The following is a 20,131-nucleotide window of genomic DNA, read 5'->3' as shown; positions in this document are numbered from 1 at the left end:
TGCCGGTGCCATCATGACTTTCCGCCGAATTCGAATCCTGTTGCTGCTGGGGGTGCTGGCCGCTGTGGCCGGCATGACCTGGCTGGAGCAGTCCATGGTGCGCGCCTGGCGGGCACCGCTGGCGGTGACGGTGATTCCGATCAACGGCGACGACTCGGTGCCGGCGGCAGAGACGATCCGCGCGCTGCAGGTGGGCGATTTCGACGACATCAATGCCTTTCTCGAACGCGAGACGGCGCGCTACGGGGTGAAGCAGTCGCCGGCCATGCAGGTCACCTTGCTGCCGGAGTCGAAGCAGAAACCACCGGCGCCGCCGCGCGACGGCAGCGTGCTGAAAACCATGTTCTGGAGCTTGCAGCTGCGCTGGTGGGTGTACCGGCAGTCGGACGCGTGGTTGCCGCAGCTGGGCACGATCAAGCTGTTCGTGCTGTATCACGCGCCGCAGGACGGTCTGGCGCTGGAGCATTCGCTGGGGCTGCAGAAAGGCCTGATCGGCGTGGTGCACGCCTTTGCCGATCCCCGGCAGACGCGGCAGAACAATATCGTCATCGCGCACGAGCTGTTGCATACGCTGGGCGCGACCGACAAATATGCCGCCGGGGGCTTGCCGGTCTATCCGCAGGGCTATGCCGAGTCCGAACTGCCACAACATCTGCCGCGCCGCGAGGCCGAGATCATGGCCGGGCGGCTGGTGGATGCCGCCGGCCGGCTGGTGATGCCGCCCAGTCTGGAGCGGTGCGTGATGGGTGCGATGACCGCTCACGAGGTCAATGTCGACGAGGGCTTCAGGCGGCGTTTTGCCTCCACCCGCAAGGAGTAGGCCGTGGTTGTCCCCGCAAGGGGGAGGCCGTGGTTGTAAAGCCGATAAATCGGCAACAGCCACGCACTAAAGCCGATGAATCGGCAACAACCACGCGCTAAAGACGCTGAAGCGTCAACAACCACGCTCAGGGCGCTGAACGGCGCCGCTGGTTGAGCCGCCCCAGACCGAAGTGGATGAAGGCCAGTGCGGCGAACACCGGCCCCAGCAGGTTGAGCAGGGGGACGAATTGCACCAGCCCGGTCAGCAGGCCCAGTCCCCACCAGCCAGTTCGCTCGCTCCCGAACAGCGCCGCCATTTCTTCGGCGCTGGCGTGTTCGGCGATGGCGTCGTAGCGGAACAGGCGCTGGTTCAGATACGCGGCGGCCACGAAGGGCACGATCACGCCGACGCCGATCAGCCACAGCGGCAGCGTCACCAGCCACAGGGCAACGAACAAGACGATTGCGACGACGGCGTTCCACAGGCTGCCGACCAGACCGCCGCCGTTTTCGCGCCTGAGTTCTGGATAATCTCGCCCGGCCACCACACGAATCAGCGCAGGCATGCCGAACAGCGCGGTGATGACGAGCGCGGTCAGCATCACCAGCGGCACGAACAGCATGAGGTGCAACAGCGCCTGGATGCCATGGGCGATCCAGGCCGGTTCGAGCTCGGCCAGCCAGGTCTGGATGCCGATGGCGTCGAGCCCCTGCGCGATCCAGCCGGAGAAGGTGCTCCAGAACGTCACCCCCAGCACCAGCCACAGCAGCAGGGCGACCAGCATCGGCCATACCACCACCCACAGCACGCGCAGGTTGAAGAGGTCGCGCAGGGCGCGCGCCAGCGCGTCGAGCACCGTCATGCGGGCGACCGCAGCGCGGATTTCGGGCGAAACACGGCGATCGTGTCGGCGCGCGCTTCGAGGTACGGCCCGCCGATGAGGTCGATGCAGTAGGGCACGGCGGCGAAGATGCCGTCGAGCGTTTCCTTGATCGCCTTGGGCTGCCCCGGCAGGTTGAGGATCAGGCTGGCGCCGCGCGTCACCCCGACCTGACGCGACAGAATCGCGGTCGGCACATACTTCAGCGACACCGCGCGCATCTGCTCGCCGAAGCCGGGCAGTACCTTGTGCGCCACCGCCAGCGTCGCCTCCGGGGTGACGTCGCGCGGCGCCGGGCCGGTGCCGCCGGTGGTGAGGATGAGCGAACAGTGCTCAATGTCGGCCAGCTCGATCAGCGTGGCTTCGATCCCTGCCTGCTGGTCGGGAATCAGCCGGGTGACGAATTGCGCGGGGTTGGCCAGCACCTCGCCGAACCAGGCTTCGAGTGCGGGCAGGCCGCGGTCTTCGTAGATGCCGCTGCTGGCACGGTCGCTGATGGAAACCAGGCCGATGCGAATGGAATCGTGGGTCATGTGGTCATAAAAGAGGATTGTGCGAGGGCCTGAATTTATCAGAATGCAGACTAAGTGGATGAGGAGAGCGGAATGAAACGGATCGGGATGCTGCTGGCGACAGGCTTTTTGTGGGCAACGACGGTGCTGGCCGACCCGCCGCCGGGCTATCCGTTTGTCGGCTACGATGCCGGCCTGGCGGCGGCGCGCGCAAGCGGCAAGCCGATCTTTCTCTACTTCGGGCGCTACGGCTGCGCATGGTGCGACCACACCAACAAACAGACCTTCTCCGACGCGGCGTTGAAACAGTTGTACACGAAAAACTATACGCTGGTCTACGTCGACGCCGAATCGGGCAAGCGGCTGACGCTGCCCTCCGGCGAGCGCATCACCGAGGCCGAACTGGGGGTGCGGCTGCAGGCTTTCGCCACGCCGCTGTTCGTCTACCTGACGCCACAGGGCGACAAAATCATGCAGATTCCCGGCTTCAAGACAGTGCAGGATTTTCGCGATTACGACCGCTACGTGCGTGGCGGACATTACAAGCAGGAGACCCTGCTTGAATTCCTGGGTGGTAAGTCGTGAGGGCGGCGGTGCTGCTGCTGGCGCTGTTGGCGTCGTCTGCGCACGCCGCGTGGGAATGGAGCGCGCCGCTCACCGTCAACTCGGTTCGTAGTGCGGCGATCTTCCCGCATCTGGAATCGGCCAATCGCCGCGGCGTCGCGGTGTCGGGCGGCACCGTGGCGGTGGTGTGGGAAGACAACCGCGACGGCAGCCCGCAGTGCTATCTGGCGACTAAGCCCGCGGCCGCGGCGGCCTTCCAGCTGGAGATCCGGCTGAGCCAGGGCGACTGCTACGAACCGGTGGTGGCAGCCCTCGGCGACGGTCGCTTTGTGGCGGCGTGGGAAGAAGCCGGCACGGCGCATGCGCGGCTGCTGCCCGGCGGCGCGGTACTGAAGTTGTCCGACGCCGAGGCGGCGCAGGTCACGCTGGCCGCAGCGGGAGAGCGGATCTATGCCGCGTGGGCCGAACAGACCGGGCGCTTCCGCCGCATTGTCGTCGCCCGGCTGGCGTTGGAAGGGGATGCGCTCAGCGTGAAGACACGACGGCCGGTCGAAGCGAAAAAACCGGCCGACGAACAGGGCTGGCCGGCGCTGGCCACCAAGGGAGACGGCAGCGTGACGGTGGCGTGGGAGGACCGGCGCAACCACCACACGGTGCCGATGGTGAGCACCAGCCGCGACGGCCGCCGCTTTGCGCGGCCGGCCCGCCTGACCGACCAGGCGAGCGGTGCCAGCGCGGAGGGACTGGGTGCGGGGACCGGCGCGATGCGCCCCACACTCACCGCCTGGGGCGGGCAGGGCGTGGTGGCGGTGTGGCTCGACAAGCGCGATTTCCTTTCCGGCTATGACGTGTATGCGGCGCTGGATGGCGGGACGCGCCGCTTCGGCAAGAATATCCGGGTGCAGGACAGCTTCGGCGACAACATGGTGCAGTGGCATGCGGCGGTCGTCGGCGACGCCGGTGGCCGGCTGCTGGCACTGTGGGACGACGCCCGCGACGGCACGCCGGATGTGTGGCTGTCCGAGTGGGACGGCAAGGCCTTCGGTGACGACGTGGCGGTGCCCGCTGCGTCAGGGCTGGGCGCGCAATCCGACCCGGTGGGGACGCTGGATGCCGCCGGATCGCTGCATGTGGTGTGGCTGGATCACGACGAAAAAGCGGGCACGCGTGTCCGCTATGCACGCGCCGTGCGCAAGTAAAGATTTTGAATCAGATCCAGCCGCGCCGCTTCAGCCGCCGGTACAGCAAGGCGACCGCCGCGCCGGTCGTCAGCAGCAGCACCGGGTAGGCCCACGGCCACGTCAGTTCCGGCATCATCGCGAAGTTCATGCCGTACAGGCTGAACACCACCGTGGGCAAGGCGAGCAGCGCACCCCAGCCGGCCAGCTTCTGCACCGATTCGTTCTGCTTCAGCGACAGCGAGGCGAGATGGAACTGCATCGCGTCCGAGGTCGACATGCGCAGGCGGTCGATCACGGCCGACACCCGCATCGCATGGTCGTGGATGTCGCGGTAATAGGCCTTGAGTTCCTTGGTGGACAACTCCGGGTGCAGGCGAATCAGGTTCTGGGTGATTTCCTGTATCGGTTCGGCGGCGTCGCGCAACGCGGTCAGATCGCGCTTCATGGCGTAGAGCCGTTCCAGCATGTCGCGCCCAGGCTTTGTACTGCTGATCAATTGGCTCTCCAGTGACTGGAAGCGGTCCTGCATGCTTTCGATCACCGGCCTGAACCGGTCGACGATGAGGTCGAGCACCAGGTACAGCGCATAGGGCGCGGCCGCCTTGATGCCATTGGGGGGGCGCTGCAGGCGGTCGCTCACCCGCTGGTAGCCGGCGCCGTTGTCGTGGCGGATGGCGACGACGTAGTTGCTGCCGGCAAACACGTGCGTTTCGCCGATCTCCATGCGCGCGTCGCATAACTGCACCGTGCGCGTCGCAATGAACATGTGCCCTTCATATTCCTCGAGCTTGGAGCGCTGGTGGGTGGAAATCGCATCTTCCAGCGCCAGCGCATGCAGCCCGAGCTCATCGCCCAGGCGGGTGATGGTCTGGTTGTCGGGCGATTTCAGCTCGACCCAGATGAAACGATCCGGCTGGCCGACGTGGTCGCTGATGTCGTCGAGGGAAATGGCCCGAGCTTTGGAATCGTGGAAGAGCAGACAGTCGATGACGTTCCCCTGCGGCAACTGGTAAATAGCCCTCAGAACGGCAGCACGAGGCCGGGCGCCGCCTCGTGAAACACGCGGCGGAAGTCGGCCTGGATCCGCTCCAGCGCGGAGGCAGAGTCGGCCTCGAAGCGCAGCACGATCACCGGCGTGGTGTTCGACGGGCGGGCCAGGCCGAAGCCGTCGGCGTATTCCACGCGCAGGCCGTCGAGGGTGATGATTTCCTGGGCGTCCGGGAAGCGCGCGGTTTTCTGCAGCGTGTCCATCAGCGCGTAATGCTCGCCCTCGGCCATCTTGATATTGAGTTCGGGCGTGTTCAGCGTGTCGGGCAGGCCGTGCAGGGTGGCGTCGATGTCGGCCTGTCTGGACAGGTATTCGAGCAGGCGCGCACCGGCATACATCCCGTCGTCGAAGCCGTACCAGCGTTCCTTGAAGAACACGTGGCCCGACATCTCGCCGGCCAGCAGCGCGCCGGTTTCCCTCATCTTGGCCTTGATGAAGCTGTGCCCGGTCTTCCACAGCAGCGGGCGACCGCCGCGGTCTGTGATCCAGCCGAACAGCTTGCGCGTGGATTTCACGTCGAAAATGATTTCGGCGCCGGGGTTGCGGGAGAGCACGTCGTCGGCGAACAGCATCAGCTGGCGGTCGGGGAAAATGATGCTGCCGTCCTTGGTGACCACGCCCAATCGGTCGCCATCGCCGTCGAACGCCAAGCCGATTTCGGCGTCGCTGGTTTTCAGCGCGGCGATCAGGTCCTGCAGGTTCTTCGGCTGCGAGGGGTCGGGGTGGTGGTTGGGGAAGTTGCCGTCGACCTCGCAGAACAGTTCCTCAACCTGGCAGCCCATGTCGCGGTACAGCTTGGGGGCGAATGCGCCGGGCACGCCGTTGCCGCAGTCGACGATGATCTTCATCGGGCGCGCAAGCTTGACGTCGGAGACGATGCGCGTGAGGTATTCGCCGGCGATGTCGTATTCGCGGTAGCTGCCGGCGCCGTGCGCCAGATCGTTGTTCACCAGCCGCTCGCGCAGTTTCTGGATGGTGTCGCCCGACAGGGTTTCGCCGCCGAGCACCATCTTCAGGCCGTTGTAGTCGGGTGGATTGTGGCTGCCGGTGACCATCACCGCACTGTCCGTCTTCAATTGATATGCCGCGAAATAAGTCATCGGCGTGGCGACCATTCCCAGGTCCACCACGCCGATACCGGCCTTCTGGATGCCGCGCGCCAGGGCGGCGGCCATGTCGGGTCCCGACAGGCGGCCATCGCGCCCGATGCAGATTTCGTGCTGGCCGCGCGTCACCGCTTCGGAACCGATGGCGTGGCCGATGGCCTCGACGATTTCCGGCGTGAAGGTCTTGCCGACGATGCCGCGAATGTCGTAGGCCTTGAAGATTTCCTTGGGGTATTCCACAGTGCGCTCCCTGATTGATATTGCGTCGATTCTACCTGTCGGCACTCCGGCAGCCAGCCGAAATCGATGAAATCGTCGTCCGGATGCGAGCGGCGGAATACGGCTGGACTGGCGGGTTGATCCTTAATGCAGCACCGCAGGCGGGGTGCGCATGGGCGGCGTACCGCCGACCTGGAGCGGCGAGGCATGGTGCAGCACCATGCGCCAGCCGTCGGCTTCCCTGCGATACACATTGGTTGCCAGAATCGGCGGGCGCGGCTCGGCTTCCTGCCCGATGACCAGGTATTCGCGCACGATGCGGATGACCTGGCCGGCCTCGCGTATTTCATGCGCGACTTCGACCTGCACGCGGAACTGCCCGGCGGCCTCGAACATGCTGCGCCAGCCGGCCGCTACGGCGGCGCGCCCGTCCAGCGGCGCGGCCAGCGGATGGATGCAGGCGATGCTGTCGTCGAGGGCCCACACCGCCATCATGGCGTCGAGGTTGCGCGCCTCGAAGGCGGCGTAGAAAGCGGCTTCGACGGATTCGGGGGTGGAGTGGGTGCGTTCGGGCATGACTCTCGGATTGCGTGATAACAACCGGAATTGTAGCGAGGGAGGCGTCAATTCATTCGAATATAGCCCGTCGTTGCGACCGCGGAGGAAGCGGGCAAGTCGTCAGCGAGCACGATTCGGAGCTGTGCCGTCGTCAGGATATGTTCGACGCGACCGATCCGTCATCGACGACGCAGAGGTCGGTGCGGCCAGGAGCCTGTCGGACTTGAAGAATCGAAGCGAAAATTCGGCTGGGCGAGGGCAGCCCCAAGGGATACCGTCCCGACGGGACATAATTTTGACGGTTTCGCCGGGCAATAGTCGTTCTATTGCCCAAGAAGGCGGCGAAATATGAACCGGCCAGGCGGATTTGCAGCCGATTTCCTTCAAGTCCGACAGGCTCCTGGATATAAAATCACGGCAATCCGCGCTGCCGCCCTCAAAACCACTCGTCCCCGCGCAGGTAGCGCCACTGTCCCACCGGCAGCTTTCCCAGCGGGACGCGGCCGAGGCGGATGCGTTTCATCGACAGCACCTGCAGGCCGACGGCTTCGCACAGGTGCGCGATCTGTCCCGGTAGAGCGCCTTTCAGCGCCACCCGCAGGCGGGTTTCGTTTTGCCAGCTGACCTTGATGGCGGGCGGGGTCTTGCCGTGGTAAGGGATGCCCCGGTTCAGCCGCTTGAGCCCGTTGGCGGCCAGTTCACCCGCGACTTCGACGACGACTTCGTGCTCCAGGGTGGCGGCGTCTTCAGTCAACTTGCGCGCGATGCGCCAGTCCTGGGTGAACACGACGAGGCCGCTGGCGTCGGTTTCCAGCGGCACGCATAGGGTCAGCTGGGCGAAGTGTTTTTTCAGCGGACGCAGGCCGGAGGTGTCCTCGGTCCACAGATTGGCGGAGGTGAGCAACTGCGACGCGGGCGGCTCGCCGTCGATCATGTGATAGCCAGGCGGCTTGTGCAGCAGCAGGGTGACCGGTTCGGTCTGGCTGGGGTCGGCCCTTGGGTCGATTTCGATGCGCTGGTCGGTGACGCGGAACTGCGGCTCCTCGACGACGATGCCGTCAACCCGCACCCAGCCGCCGGCGATGAACTGCTCGGCTTCGCGACGCGAGCAGCCACGCAGTTCGGCGACGCGTTTGGCAAGGCGGACGGGTTCGGTCATGGCGGTCGGACGTGCGGGTGGAGCCGCGAGTTTACGCCGGACGGGCGGCGTGCACAGCACGGGCGCATGGCCGCGGTGGAAATGCGGTTGTTATTGCGCGTGCCGGCGCGGTATGCTTTTGGACCCATTAACCCGATCGCCGCTTGATCGCTTGCTTCCGGAGACGCCCATGAAAACTGCACTTGCGCTGTCATTGTTGTTTTTTACCTCTTCCGCCCTCGCCGCGGTGATCGGCAGAGATGTCACGTACCAGGCGGGCGATACCGTCATGAAGGGCTATCTGGCATACGACGATGCGGTCCACGGTAAGCGCGCCGGGGTGCTGGTGGTGCCCGAGTGGTGGGGCGCCAACGATTACGCGAGAAAGCGCGCGCGCATGCTGGCGGAGGCCGGCTATGTGGCCCTGGTGGTCGACATGTACGGCAGCGGCCAGGTGGCCGACAATCCGAAGGATGCCGGTGCGCTGGCGGGCAGCGTCAACAAGAATCCTCCGCTGGCCTACGCGCGTTTCGATGCCGCGCGCCGCTTCCTCGACCAGCAGCCCAACGTGAAGCAGGGCGAGATCGCCGCGCTGGGCTACTGCTTCGGCGGCGGCGTGGTGCTCAACATGGTGCGTTCGGGCATGCCGCTGAAATCGGCGGTCAGCTACCACGGCGTGCTGGCGACCGATATATCGGTCAAGCCAGGCGGCATCAAGACCAAGCTGCGCATCTTCCATGGCGAGGCCGACCCCATCGTGCCGCCCGAGCAGGTCGAGGCGTTCAAGACCGAGATGGACAATGCCAAGGCCGACTACATGTTCGTGGCCTACCCCGGAGTGAAGCATACCTTCACCAACCGCGAAGCCGACAGCTACGCTGCGCAGTTCGGGCTGCCGCTCAAATACGACAACGCGGCCGATACCGATTCGTGGACGCGCACGCTGGAGTTCCTCAAGGCGACCCTCAAATAATGGCCGACTGCGACCACGACGACTGCCACATGCCGCGCGGCGGCGGCCTCGGCATTCCGCAGACCGGGCCGTTCGACCCGGTCGCGTTCGAGCAGGCGGTCAACGCCATGCTCGTCGCCTGCGGGGTGGCGCCGGATTCGGTGCATACCGGGCGCACCGCCGAGCGGGTGCGCGAGCTGTGGCAGCGCCGCCTGCTCGGCGGCTACGCGATCGAACCCGCCGTCGCGCTGGGCGAGGGTTTTGCCGACGACCGCGACGACATGGTGGTGGTACGCGGCATCGCGGTGCACGGCGTGTGCCCGCATCACCTGGTGCCGTTTCGCGGGGTGGCGCACGTGGCCTACATTCCCGGCGGGCGGCTGCACGGCTTCGGCCGCATCGCGCGCATGGTCGATGCCATCGGCCACCGCTTCACCTACCAGGAATGGATGACGCGCGACATCGCCGAGGCGCTGGTGACGCACGGGCAGGCGCTGGGCGCGGCCTGCATCGTCGAGGCCGAACAGTTGTGCCTGTTGCTGGGTGAAGACCGGCGCGGCGACGAGCGGGTCGTCACGCAGGCGTTCACCGGCTGCTTCCGCGACAGCGACCAGATGCGCAACGAGTTCCTGCACGCGGTGGCGCAGTCCGACTTGCGATAGGAGGCTTCCCGCATGGCTTTCCCTTCCCACAAGCCGGCCACACGGGTATTGCCGCCCGCGCCCTATGCCGCGGCGCTGCTTGGCGGCTGGTGGCTGGACCACAACTTTCTGGCCTTGACATGGGACTGGGGCACGGCGACGCGGCCGCTGGGTTGGCTGCTGATTGGCATCGGGCTGGCGTTGTTCATCTGGACGCTGGTGACCTTCTGGCGCCATCGCACCACGGTCAACCCCTATAAGGCGGCGTCCAGCCTGTGCATCGGCGGGCCGTTTCGCTTCAGCCGTAATCCGATCTATGTCGGCGACTGGTTCATCTTCGCCGGGGTGTCGCTGCTGCTGGCCACGGTATGGCCGCTGCTGTTCGCGCCACTGATCTGGGCCATGCTGCGCTACGGCGTGATCCGCCACGAGGAAGCGCACCTGCACGCCCGCTTCGGTGACGCCTACCGCGAGTATCAAGCACGGGTGCGGCGATGGCTGTAAGGTCCTGCGCCGAATGTCCTCCGCCGCCGGGCAGTGGTGGGGAATTTCGCCAGCTGACGCACCCTTAAGCCAGGCCGAATAGTTCGTGGGCGTTGCGCGTGGTGGCCTGCGCCACGGTGGCCAGGTCAATTCCGCGCAGTTCGGCCAGGGTCTGCGCGATGCGCGGCAATTCGCCGGGCGCATTGCGGCCACGCCCGACCCATACCGGCGGCATGTCGGGACTGTCGGTTTCCAGCACGATCGCCTCCAGCGGCAGGTCGACCGCCAGTCGCCGCAGGTTGTTGGCGCGCGGCCAGGTGAAGGCGCCGCCGAATCCCAGCTTGAACCCCAGCTTGATGAATACGTCCGCCTGTTGCGGACTGCCGTTGAATGCATGGGCGATGCCGCCGCGCACGCCGATCCTGCGCAGATGCTTGAGCAGGTCGTCGTTGGCGCGGCGGCAGTGCAGCAATACCGGCAGGTCGAATTCGCGCGCGATCTTGAGTTGTGCGATGCAGAAATACTCCTGGGTCGGATAGTCGAGGTCGACGAAACGGTCGAGCCCGATTTCGCCGATCGCCACCGGGCGCTGCGTCTCGACCTGCGCGCGCAGGTCCGCCAGGTGCGCGGGGTGGTGCACGCCGATGTACATCGGGTGCAGCCCCCATGCCGGCAGGCAGCCGGGGTAGCGCGCGCAGGTTGCGGCCACCGCGGCGAAGCCCTCGCGGCTGACGCTGGGAATCACCAGCGTGGTGACGCCGCCGGCGACGGCGCGCGCGTACTCGGCATCGCGGTCGGCATTAAACTCTGCCGCATCGAGATGGCAGTGGGTATCGATAAAAAACGGCGCCCTGGAAGACGCCGTTTCGTTTGCTGCTGCCATCAAGGTTCAGTCGTTGCTGGCAAAGCCCAGCAGGTGCAGCAGGCTGGTGAACAGGTTGAAGATCGCGACGAACAGCGTGACCGTCGCCATGATGTAATTGGTCTCGCCGCCGTGGATGATGTTGCTGGTCTCGTACAGGATGAGGCCGGACATCAAGAGCACGAACATCGCGGACACTGCCAGCGACAGGCCGGGCATGTTGAAGAAGATCGCACCGATACCTGCGAGGAAAGCGACCAGGATGCCAACCATGAGGAATCCGCCCATGAAGCTGAAGTCTTTGCGGGTGGTCATCACGTAGGCCGACAGGCCGAGGAAGATCGCGGCGGTGCCGCCCATCGCCATCATCACCACCTGGGTGCCGTTGGGCAGCGACAGATAGGCGTTGAGGATGGGGCCGAGCGTGTAGCCCATGAAGCCGGTGAGCGCGAACACGAAGGCGATGCCGAGGCCGCTGTCGCGGAACTTGGTGGTCAGGAACAACAGACCGAAATAGCCGACCAGGGTGATGATCATGCCGGGGTGCGGCAGGTTCAGCGACATCGACAGGCCGGCGGTGAGCGCGGAGAATGCCAGCGTCATCGACAGCAGCATGTAGGTGTTCTTGACGACCTTGTTGGTCGAGGCTACCGCAGACTGGCTGCGGCCGAGGGTGGTGACTTGCGGGTTCATGTGGTTTCCTCACGTGAATTGAAAACGGCAGTGCCAGTACAGAGTGTTGTAGCGGGCACAGGTTCCCGAGTGCTTCGGGTTTGGGGTGAGCATACCGGGATGCGGCGGCAGTTTCCACCCTGCGGCCGCAGGGGTTGCGCGTGCACGCCGTTACTCGCCGGGTTTTGTGTCGCGCATCATGAGGTTCATCAGCTCGCCCGGCATTGGAAAGACAATGGTATTGGTCTTGTCGCCGGCGATGAGGGAGAGTGTCTGCAGATAGCGCAACTGCATCGCCTGTGGCCGGCCGGAAAGAACTTCGGCGGCGGCAAGAAGCTTTTCCGAGGCCTGTAGTTCACCTTCGGCATGAATGATCTTGGCACGCCGTTCGCGCTCGGCTTCCGCCTGTTTGGCGATCGCGCGCACCATGGTTTCGTCGATGTCGACATGCTTGATCTCGACGTTGGAGACTTTGATGCCCCAGGCGTCGGTCTGCGTGTCCAGTGCCTGCTGGATATCGGTGTTGAGGGTTTCCCGTTCGGCCAGCATCTGATCGAGTTCGTGCTTGCCCAGTACCGAGCGCAGTGTGGTCTGCGCCAGCTGGCTGGTGGCATTGAGGTAGTCCTCCACCTGCAGGATCGACTTGGCCGGGTCGATGACGCGGAAATACACCACGGCGTTGACCTTGACCGAGACGTTGTCGCGTGAGATCACATCCTGGCTCGGCACGTCGAACACCACGGTGCGCAGATCCACCCGCACCATTTGCTGGATGCCGGGAATGATGAGGATTAGCCCCGGTCCTTTCACCTTCCAGAAGCGCCCGAGCATGAACACCACGCCGCGCTCGTATTCGCGCAGGATGCGGATGCTGGAAACCAGCAGCGCGACGACAATAAAGACGATGGTGATGCCGCCGAATTCAAACATGATCATTCTCCTTGCAAGGGTTCAACGTCCAGAATCAGGTCGTGGCGAGCCCGCACCCGCACCCGGCTGCCGCGCTTCAGCGGCACGCTGCTGCGCACCCGCCACTGCTCGCTGTGGATGCGGGCCCAGCCCTCGTGTTCCATGTCGTCGAGGATTTCACCGCGGGCGCCGACCATTTCCTCGGCACCGGTCACCACCGGCCGCGCGCGTGCCTTGAGCGCCATGCCGACGACAAAGAAGCTGAACAGGCCGCTGATCACCGCCACCGGGATAATCAGCACCCACGGAATGCCGTAGCCGGGAACGTTGGTGTCGATCAGCATCACCGAGCCGATGACGAAGGCGGTGAGTCCGCCCAGCCCCAGCGCGCCGAAGCTGGGTACAAAGGCCTCAGCAATCATCAGGACAATGCCGAGGATGATCAATGCCAGCCCGGCATAGCTGATCGGCATGACCTGCAGCGCGAACAGTGCGAGCAGCAGGCAGATGCCGCCGACCACGCCGGGAAACAGCATGCCGGGGTTGGAAAATTCGTAGATCAGCCCGTAGATGCCGAGCAGCATCAGAATGTAGGCGATGCCGGGGTCGCCGATGACCGACAGCAGGCGGCTGCGCCAGTCGGGCTGGACGCGTTCGATGACGGCATTGGTGGTGTCGAGGGTCAGTGTCTGGCCGTCCATCTGGATGACGCGGCCATTGACCTGTTTCAGCAGGTCGTCGAGGTCGGTCGCCACCAGGTCGATTACTTTCAGTTCCAGCGCCTCGGAGGCAGACAGGCTGACGGCTTCGCGCACCGCCCGCTCGGCCCACTCGGCATTGCGTCCGCGCAGTTCGGCCAGCCCGCGGATATAGGCCGCCGCATCGTGTATCGCCTTGCGCATCTTGGGATCGCCCGGCGGCGGAACGTTGGCAGGTTTGGCGGCGTCGGGTTTGTCGCCGCCGCCGGTCGGTGCCAGTTCGACCGGCGTTGCCGCCCCCAGATTGGTTGCCGGTGCCATCGCCGCGATGTGGCTGGCGTACAGGATGTAGGTGCCGGCACTGGCGGCGCGGGCGCCCCTGGGCGAGACATAGGTGGCGACCGGGACCGGTGAGGCGAGGATGGCCTTGATGATGTCGCGCATCGCGGTGTCGAGACCGCCCGGCGTGTCCATCTCGATCACGATCAGATGCGCCTGGTCCCCGATCGCCTTGGTCATGCCGCGCAACAGGTAGTCCGTGCTGGCCGGGCTGATCGCGCCCTGTACCGTCAGCACCCGCACCATCGCCGCGCCGGCAGGCGCGACCAGCCCCAGGATCAGGCAGGCGGGCAGGATAAGGCGCGACAGGAAGCGAAGCAGGTTGGCCATGGCTTCACTTTAGACCGAAAAAGCAGGCTTGCCCCGGGCCGGGATGGGTGATGTTGAAATCCCGTTATCCGCGAAGGACGCGAAGGAGCGCGAAGAAACCTGGAGCCGTGTGCCTTCGCGTTTGCGTCTTGATCCCGCATCAGGGAGGAATTTCAGTTCGGGTCAATCTGGCGGGGTGTCGGTATCCAGTGCCGGCGTCGGGGCGAGCGATTTGACCTTCAGGTGCAGCGCCGCCTTGGCGAGCAGGTGGGCGGAGACCGGCGCGGTGATGAAGAGGAACAGCGTCACCAGCACCTCGTGCAGGCTGACCCCTTCGTCGCGTACGCTGAAGAACAGGGCGGAGGCGATCAGCAGACAGCCGACGCCCAGCGTGGTGGCCTTGGTGGGACCGTGTAGGCGGGTGTAGAAGTCGCGCAGTCGGGCCAGGCCGAGCGAACCGACGAAGGTGAAGATCGCGCCGGTGAGAATCAGGAGGGAGAGCAGGATGTCGATCATGGTTGCCCGATCCTCATTCGATGATGTCGCCGCGCAGCAGGTATTTGCACAGCGCCACGGTGCCGACGAAGCCCATCATCGCGATCAGTAGCGCCGCTTCGAAATAGATGGCGCTGCCGAGGTGGATGCCGAGCAGCACCAGCAGTGCGATGGTGTCCACGTAGAGGGTGTCGAGCGCGAGGATGCGGTCGGGGGCGTCTGGACCCCGCAGCAAACGCCAGAAGCTCAGCAGGAAGGCCAGGCTGACCAGCGTGAAGGCGATCGGGATGACGGTTTCCAGCATCATTCGCTCCCATCTTCAAAGATTTTTTTTAGCGGCGTTTCGTAACGTTGCTTGATTTCGGCGACCAGCGCTGCGGCGTCGCCGGTGTCGATCGTGTGCACGATCAGCGTGCGCTTGTCCGCGCTCAGTTTTGCCGACACTGTGCCCGGCGTCAGCGAGATGGTGTTGGCCAGAAGGCTGATGGCGAGATCGGTTTCGAGCGCCAGCGGCACCGCGACGAAAACCGGACGCAGGTGCTTGGGCCCCCGCAGGATCAGCCAGGCGACAAGGAAGCTGCCGCGCACGATGTCGATGACGAATACGATGAGGAAGCGCAGCAGGGTGAGCGGGTGGCGGATGTGGATGCGCTCCGGCCAGAAGCTCGATGTGGCTAAAGGAATCAGCCAGCCAAGCAGCGCGCCCAGCACGACGTGGCCGGCAGTCAGCTGGTTGACCAGCAGCAGCCACAGAATGACGAGCGAGGCGGTCAGCAGCGGGTGCGGCAGCAGACGTCTCATGGCGTGACTCCTTCAAGGGGTATGGCGCCAGACGCTGCGGAAGGGTCGCTGCCCAGCAGCGGGGAATCCGCCGGCGTACCCCTTGCGGGTGCACGCTCTTCGAGCGAGGCAGTTCCCAGAACGGCTTCGATGTACTGCTGCGGCGCCAGCAGCTGCGTTGCGGTGGCGCTGGCGTAGCCTGATAGCGGCCCGGCCCAGATCACCAGGCCTGCGACCAGCAGCAGCAGGCCGGCGACGGGGGCCAGCGCAGCGGCGGTCGGCGGCGTCAGCAACCCCGGCTCGTGCGGGCTGTTGTGGGTGCGGTAGAACAGCAGGCTGCCGCTCCTCGCCAGCGCGATCATGGCCGCCAGTCCGGTGGCGAGCACCACGCTCCACACCCAGGGCAGCAGCGGCGAGTCGAGCGCGGCTTTGAGCAGCATGAATTTGCCGAGGAAACCCGACAGCGGCGGTAGTCCGGCGATGGCCATGGCGGCGACGAAGAACAGCCCGCCCAGCACGCGCGCACCGGGCATCTCGGGGCCGGATTCGAAGCGGTCGGCAAATTCGCCGCGCGCGCGACCGATCGAATCGGCCAACAGGAACAGCGCGGCCGCGGCGAAGACGGAATGCGGCAGGTAGTACAGGCCGGCGGCGATTGCATCCGTGCTGCCGAGGCCGAAGGCCAGCAGCAGGCTGCCGATCGAGGCCACCACCAGGTAGGCTGCCTGCTGCCGCAGCGTGGTGCTGGCCACCGCGCCGAGCATGCCGAGCGTGAGCGTCGCCAGCGCCAGCGGGGCGAGCCAGGGGTCGAGCAGGTTGGCGACCGGCCCGGCGTCGTCGCCGAACATCAGGGTATAGACGCGCAGGATGCAGTAGGCGCCGACCTTGGTCATGATGGCGAACAGCGCCGCCACCGGCGCGCTGGTGTGGGCGTAGGCCGCGGGCAGCCACAGATAGAGCGGCAGCAGCGCGGCCTTCAGCGCGAACACGGCGAACAGCAGCAGGCCGGCGGATTGCACCAGTGCCAGGTTGTCCGGCGTCGTCGCCGCGAGCTTCACCGCGAGGTCGGCCATGTTGAGTGTGCCGGTGACGCCGTACAGGGTGCCGACGGCGAACAGGAACAGCGTCGAGCCGACCAGGTTGACGACGACGAAATGCAGCCCCGCCTTGACCCGTTTGCGGCCGCCGCCGTGCAGCAGCAGGCCGTAGGAGGCGAGCAGCAGGATCTCGAAGAAGACGAACAGGTTGAACAGGTCGCCGGTGAGGAAGGCGCCGTTGAGGCCGAACAGTTGCAGCTGGAACAGCACGTGGAAGTGGCGGCCTTCGGTATCGCTGCCGCGGATCGCATACAGCAGCGCGAACACCGCCAGCAGCGCGGTCGTCAGCAGCATCCATGCCGCCAGGCGATCGACTACCAGCACGATGCCGTAGGGCGCGGCCCAGTTGCCGAGTGCGTAGACCAGATGCGTACCGTCGCTGGCGGTCTGGAGCAGAGCGATTGCCAGTGGGACCAGCGCCAGCGCGGCGAGCAGGCTGATGCCACGTTGCAGTGACAACGAACGATTGCGCAGATCTCGCAAGGAGGACACCGCCAGACGCTCGCCCTGTGGGCGGTCTTGGCGCAGCACAAGTAAAACAATCCCGCTAAGTAGTGGCAGCACCACCGGCAGGATGGGCAGATGATCGAGCCAGTTCATGCGGGCCGGTCCTCTTCATGCTGCAGGCCGTCGACATGGTCGTTGCCCAGCTCGGCGCGCGCCTTCAGCGCCAGCACGATGACGAAGGCGGTCATGCCGAAGCTGATCACGATGGCGGTGAGCACCAGCGCCTGCGGCAGCGGGTCGGTGTAGCCCTCGGCCGCGGCGCTGATCACCGGCGGCACGCCGATGGCGAGCCGGCCCATGACGAACAGGAACAGATTGACGGCGTAGGACATCAGGGTGAGTCCCAGCACCACCGGAAAGGTCTGGCCGCGCAGCGCGAGGAACACGCCGCCTGCGGTGAGCACGCCGATGACGAGTGCGATGAGCGCTTCCATCAGTGCTGTTGCCTGTGTTTGGGCGGTGCATTGTGCAGGCCGCCGAGATTGGTCAGGATCATCAGCGTGGCGCCGACGACGACGAGATACACACCGAGGTCGAACGTCATCGCCGAGGCCAGCTCGAATTCGCCGACGATGGGCCAGTTTAGGTGGCCGAAGGTCGAGGTGAGGAAGGGATAGCCGAACAGCCAGCTCGCCAGCCCGGTGAAGGCGGCGATCCCCAGCCCCCAGGCGACCAGCGGGTGACTGTCGGACGCCATGCGCCGGTGCGTCCATACCGCGCCGTTGGCGAGATATTGCACGATCAGCGCAACCGCAGTGATGAGGCCGGCGATGAAGCCGCCGCCCGGCTGGTTGTGGCCGCGCAAGAGGATGAACACCGCGACCAGCAGCGCCAGCGGCAGCAGGATGCGGGTCAGCGTGGCCATGATGACCGGATAGGCGTCGGCATCCCACGGGCGCCCGGCGTCGTCGCGGTTGGGCGCCGCCAGCTGCAGGCCCTGCAGCATCGCCACGATGCCGAGCCCGGCCAGCGCCAGCACGGTGATTTCGCCCAGCGTGTCGTAGCCGCGGAAGTCGACCAGGATGACATTCACCACGTTGCCGCCGCCGCCACCCGGCACGCTGTTCGCCAGGAAATAGCCGGCGATGGTGTCGTAGGGCCGGGTCAGCACCGCCCACGCCAGCGCGGCGGTGCCGCCCCCCGCCGTCAGGGCGATGGTGCCGTCGCGCCAGAGCCGCGCGCGGTTTTTTTCCGGCGCGGCGTGCTGCGGCAGGAAGTAGAGCGCCAGCAGCAGCAGGACAATGGTGACGACCTCCACCGACAGCTGGGTCAGCGCGAGGTCGGGCGCGGAGAACTTGACGAAGACGAGCGCCACCACCAGCCCCACCACACCGATCGTGACCAGCGCGATGAAGCGCTGCCGGTGCCACCACACGGTGGCGAGCGTGGCGACGATCAGGGTGCCGGCGGCGGTGAGGCTGACGGGGTCGAGCGGCAGGCCGCTACGGCTGCCGGCCAGCGGCGTGCCGCCCGCCAGCCACGGTGCGATCCCCAGCGCCAGTGCGGCTGCCAGCAGGAACAACACCTGGCGCTGCAGCGAGCCGGTGTCGAGCAGGCGGGTGATGCCGCGCGCCAGCGCGAACAGCCCCTCCAGCAGGGCGTTGTAGGCGATGCGCGCGTCGAGCCGGCCGAGGCCGCGCTCGTGCCAGGCGAACAGCGGGCGGCGTACCAGGTAAATCAGCGTGCCGCCGGCCAACGCGATCAGACTCATGACCAGGGCCGGATTGACGCCGTGCCACAGCGCCAAGTGATAGTCGGGCAGCGGCGCCTGCAGCGTGCTCTGCGCCGCCACCGCCAGCAGCGGCGCGACGGTGAGCGCGGGTGTGATGCCGACCGCCAGGCACAGCACGACCAGGATTTCCACCGGCACCTTCATCCAGCGCGGCGGTCCGTGCGGCGTGCGCGGCAGGTCCACCGGCGCGCCGTTGAAGAATACGTCGTGGATGAAGCGGATCGAGTAAGCCACCCCCAGCGCGCCGGCCAGCGTCGCCAGCGCGGGCAGCAGCCAGCCGCCGATATAGCTGCCGGAAATGTGCATCGCCTCGGCGAAAAACATTTCCTTCGACAGAAAGCCGTTCATCAGCGGCACCCCGGCCATCGCCGCGGCGGCCACCATCGCCAGCGTCGCGGTGTAGGGCATGAAGGCCCACAAGCCATGCAGCCGCCGCATGTCGCGGGTGCCCGTCTCGTGGTCGATGATGCCGGCGGCCATGAACAGCGAAGCCTTGAAGGTGGCGTGGTTGATGATATGGAACACGCCGGCCACCGCCGCCAGCGGCGTCGACAGGCCGAACAGCAGCGTGATCAGGCCGAGGTGGCTGATGGTCGAATACGCCAGCAGCCCCTTGAGATCGTGCTTGAACAGCGCGACGTAGGCGCCGAGCAGCAGCGTGGTGAGCCCGACGCCGGAGACCAGCCAGAACCATTCGGCGGTGCCGGACAGCGCCGGATACAGCCGCGCCAGCAGAAACACGCCGGCCTTCACCATGGTCGCCGAATGCAGGTAGGCCGACACCGGGGTGGGCGCGGCCATCGCGTGCGGCAGCCAGAAATGGAAGGGGAACTGCGCCGACTTGGTGAAGACGCCGAGCAGCACCAGCAGCAGCGTGGGCACATAGAGCGGATGGGCGCGGATCAGGTCGCCCGAGGCGAGCACCACGGACAGCTCGTAGCTGCCGACGATGTGACCCAGCAGCAGAAAGCCGCCCAGCAGCGCAAAGCCGCCCAGGCCGGTCACCGCCAGCGCCATGCGCGCACCGTGGCGAGCCTCCTCGCGGTGCTGCCAGTAGCTGATCAGCAGGAACGACGACAGGCTGGTCAGCTCCCAGAAAATCAGCAGCTGGATCAGGTTTTCCGACAGCACGATGCCGAGCATCGAACCCATGAACAGCATCAGATAGCTGTAGAAGCGCCCCATGCTGTCGCGCTCGGACAGGTAGTAGCGGGCGTACAGCACGATCAACAGGCCGATGCCGAGAATGAGCCCGGCGAACAGCAACGCCAGGCCGTCGAGACGGAAAGTGAGATTGAGCCCCAGGGCGGGCAGCCAGTCGTGCTGCTGGATCAGCGTGGCGCCGTCGAACGGCAGGTGCAGCGAAGGCGCCAGCCAGGCGATTGCCGCCAGCGTGACCGCGCCCGCCGCCCACGCGGAATGTGAACGGCCGAGGCGGGACGCCAGCGCAACCAGGGCCGCGCCCACGAACGGGGTCAGTACAGCGAAGAACAGCGTCATCGATGGAATCGGGATGGGGTCCGGCGGGCGGCGGAAAACGCGGTCATTCTAGCGTGAGTTGCACCGCCATGAGTCCGCGCCGGGCATGGGCAGTGCGTTGCGCGGTTCAGTCGAGGCCAGGAAATGCGAAACGGGGAATGGACGGGC

22 protein-coding genes are annotated in these 20,131 nt (G+C 65.9%); 6 read left to right on the top strand and 16 right to left on the bottom strand.

Features of this window, described 5'->3' with window-relative positions:
• Window positions 1-13 precede the first annotated feature (13 nt).
• Window positions 14-820 carry a hypothetical protein gene (locus ACZ41T_RS05745; protein ID WP_464923519.1) on the top strand — a complete coding sequence of 269 codons (807 nt, stop codon included), beginning with the start codon at window positions 14-16 and terminating at the stop codon, window positions 818-820.
• A 127-nt stretch (window positions 821-947) separates the two neighbouring features.
• On the opposite strand, the gene ACZ41T_RS05740 is transcribed toward ACZ41T_RS05745, so the two are convergent.
• Together ACZ41T_RS05740 and mog are read right to left on the bottom strand one after the other, a co-directional pair.
• Window positions 948-1,664, bottom strand: a complete 717-nt coding sequence (locus ACZ41T_RS05740; RefSeq protein WP_464923518.1) for an EI24 domain-containing protein — start codon at window positions 1,662-1,664, stop codon at window positions 948-950.
• Window positions 1,661-2,215: a molybdopterin adenylyltransferase gene (gene mog, locus ACZ41T_RS05735; protein ID WP_464923517.1), complete on the bottom strand. Its 555-nt coding sequence runs from the start codon at window positions 2,213-2,215 to the stop codon at window positions 1,661-1,663. The genes ACZ41T_RS05740 and mog overlap by 4 nt, the downstream gene beginning before the upstream one ends.
• Before the next feature lie 72 nt (window positions 2,216-2,287).
• On the opposite strand from mog, the gene ACZ41T_RS05730 reads away from it, so the two are divergent.
• Both ACZ41T_RS05730 and ACZ41T_RS05725 read left to right on the top strand, forming a co-directional pair.
• Window positions 2,288-2,779 carry a thioredoxin family protein gene (locus ACZ41T_RS05730; protein WP_464923516.1) on the top strand — a complete coding sequence of 164 codons (492 nt, stop codon included), beginning with the start codon at window positions 2,288-2,290 and terminating at the stop codon, window positions 2,777-2,779.
• Entirely contained in the window at window positions 2,776-3,957 is a 1,182-nt protein-coding gene (locus tag ACZ41T_RS05725; protein ID WP_464923515.1) for a hypothetical protein, read from the top strand. Before ACZ41T_RS05730 ends, ACZ41T_RS05725 begins: the two co-directional genes overlap by 4 nt.
• Before the next feature lie 10 nt (window positions 3,958-3,967).
• Here ACZ41T_RS05725 and ACZ41T_RS05720 read toward each other — a convergent pair whose 3' ends face one another.
• The 4 genes from ACZ41T_RS05720 to ACZ41T_RS05705 all read right to left on the bottom strand — a co-directional run bounded on the left by ACZ41T_RS05720 (window position 3,968) and on the right by ACZ41T_RS05705 (window position 8,029).
• Complete coding sequence (locus tag ACZ41T_RS05720) at window positions 3,968-4,945, bottom strand: magnesium and cobalt transport protein CorA (RefSeq protein WP_464923514.1); 978 nt, start codon at window positions 4,943-4,945, stop codon at window positions 3,968-3,970.
• Window positions 4,946-4,959: 14 nt separating this feature from the next.
• On the bottom strand, window positions 4,960-6,333 hold the full coding sequence (locus ACZ41T_RS05715; RefSeq protein WP_464923513.1) for a phosphomannomutase/phosphoglucomutase: 1,374 nt from the start codon (window positions 6,331-6,333) through the stop codon (window positions 4,960-4,962).
• Between the two features lie 123 nt (window positions 6,334-6,456).
• Window positions 6,457-6,888 (bottom strand): YybH family protein, encoded by a 432-nt coding sequence (locus ACZ41T_RS05710; RefSeq protein WP_464923512.1) that lies wholly within the window; start codon window positions 6,886-6,888, stop codon window positions 6,457-6,459.
• A gap of 418 nt (window positions 6,889-7,306) precedes the next feature.
• Window positions 7,307-8,029, bottom strand: a complete 723-nt coding sequence (locus tag ACZ41T_RS05705) for an rRNA pseudouridine synthase (RefSeq protein ID WP_464923511.1) — start codon at window positions 8,027-8,029, stop codon at window positions 7,307-7,309.
• Between the two features lie 169 nt (window positions 8,030-8,198).
• On the opposite strand from ACZ41T_RS05705, the gene ACZ41T_RS05700 reads away from it, so the two are divergent.
• The 3 genes from ACZ41T_RS05700 to ACZ41T_RS05690 are packed head-to-tail and all read left to right on the top strand — an operon-like array spanning window position 8,199 to window position 10,105.
• Window positions 8,199-8,981, top strand: coding sequence for a dienelactone hydrolase family protein (locus ACZ41T_RS05700; protein WP_464923510.1), 783 nt, complete (start codon window positions 8,199-8,201; stop codon window positions 8,979-8,981).
• Window positions 8,981-9,622, top strand: coding sequence for a GTP cyclohydrolase I FolE (gene folE / locus ACZ41T_RS05695; RefSeq protein WP_464923509.1), 642 nt, complete (start codon window positions 8,981-8,983; stop codon window positions 9,620-9,622). The genes ACZ41T_RS05700 and folE overlap by 1 nt, the downstream gene beginning before the upstream one ends.
• Before the next feature lie 12 nt (window positions 9,623-9,634).
• Complete coding sequence (locus ACZ41T_RS05690; protein WP_464923508.1) at window positions 9,635-10,105, top strand: methyltransferase family protein; 471 nt, start codon at window positions 9,635-9,637, stop codon at window positions 10,103-10,105.
• Window positions 10,106-10,169: 64 nt separating this feature from the next.
• On the opposite strand, the gene ACZ41T_RS05685 is transcribed toward ACZ41T_RS05690, so the two are convergent.
• The 10 genes from ACZ41T_RS05685 to ACZ41T_RS05640 form a co-directional block, all read right to left on the bottom strand.
• Complete coding sequence (locus tag ACZ41T_RS05685; RefSeq protein WP_464923507.1) at window positions 10,170-10,967, bottom strand: TatD family hydrolase; 798 nt, start codon at window positions 10,965-10,967, stop codon at window positions 10,170-10,172.
• Window positions 10,968-10,973: 6 nt separating this feature from the next.
• The gene (locus tag ACZ41T_RS05680) at window positions 10,974-11,639 is read right to left on the bottom strand and encodes a Bax inhibitor-1/YccA family protein (RefSeq protein WP_464923506.1); all 666 of its coding nucleotides are present in this window, start codon (window positions 11,637-11,639) and stop codon (window positions 10,974-10,976) included.
• 150 nt (window positions 11,640-11,789) lie between these two features.
• Window positions 11,790-12,548, bottom strand: a complete 759-nt coding sequence (locus ACZ41T_RS05675) for a slipin family protein (RefSeq protein ID WP_464923505.1) — start codon at window positions 12,546-12,548, stop codon at window positions 11,790-11,792.
• A gap of 2 nt (window positions 12,549-12,550) precedes the next feature.
• The gene (locus tag ACZ41T_RS05670) at window positions 12,551-13,894 is read right to left on the bottom strand and encodes an NfeD family protein (RefSeq protein WP_464923504.1); all 1,344 of its coding nucleotides are present in this window, start codon (window positions 13,892-13,894) and stop codon (window positions 12,551-12,553) included.
• Between the two features lie 162 nt (window positions 13,895-14,056).
• Window positions 14,057-14,389, bottom strand: a complete 333-nt coding sequence (locus ACZ41T_RS05665) for a Na+/H+ antiporter subunit G (RefSeq protein WP_464923503.1) — start codon at window positions 14,387-14,389, stop codon at window positions 14,057-14,059.
• A 13-nt stretch (window positions 14,390-14,402) separates the two neighbouring features.
• Window positions 14,403-14,672: a K+/H+ antiporter subunit F gene (locus ACZ41T_RS05660; protein ID WP_464923927.1), complete on the bottom strand. Its 270-nt coding sequence runs from the start codon at window positions 14,670-14,672 to the stop codon at window positions 14,403-14,405.
• Window positions 14,672-15,169 carry a Na+/H+ antiporter subunit E gene (locus tag ACZ41T_RS05655; protein ID WP_464923502.1) on the bottom strand — a complete coding sequence of 166 codons (498 nt, stop codon included), beginning with the start codon at window positions 15,167-15,169 and terminating at the stop codon, window positions 14,672-14,674. The genes ACZ41T_RS05660 and ACZ41T_RS05655 overlap by 1 nt, the downstream gene beginning before the upstream one ends.
• Window positions 15,166-16,845 carry a monovalent cation/H+ antiporter subunit D gene (locus ACZ41T_RS05650; protein WP_464923501.1) on the bottom strand — a complete coding sequence of 560 codons (1,680 nt, stop codon included), beginning with the start codon at window positions 16,843-16,845 and terminating at the stop codon, window positions 15,166-15,168. The genes ACZ41T_RS05655 and ACZ41T_RS05650 overlap by 4 nt, the downstream gene beginning before the upstream one ends.
• A complete protein-coding gene (locus ACZ41T_RS05645; RefSeq protein WP_464923500.1) occupies window positions 16,842-17,186 on the bottom strand; it encodes a Na+/H+ antiporter subunit C in 345 nt (114 codons plus the stop codon). The genes ACZ41T_RS05650 and ACZ41T_RS05645 overlap by 4 nt, the downstream gene beginning before the upstream one ends.
• The gene (locus tag ACZ41T_RS05640) at window positions 17,186-19,984 is read right to left on the bottom strand and encodes a monovalent cation/H+ antiporter subunit A (RefSeq protein WP_464923499.1); all 2,799 of its coding nucleotides are present in this window, start codon (window positions 19,982-19,984) and stop codon (window positions 17,186-17,188) included. The genes ACZ41T_RS05645 and ACZ41T_RS05640 overlap by 1 nt, the downstream gene beginning before the upstream one ends.
• Window positions 19,985-20,131 lie beyond the last annotated feature (147 nt).

The sequence above is a fragment of the Thiobacillus thiophilus genome (genome assembly GCF_055378705.1).
Note: the sequence above shows the minus strand (reverse complement) of the source record. Positions and strands in the feature narration are given on the sequence as shown.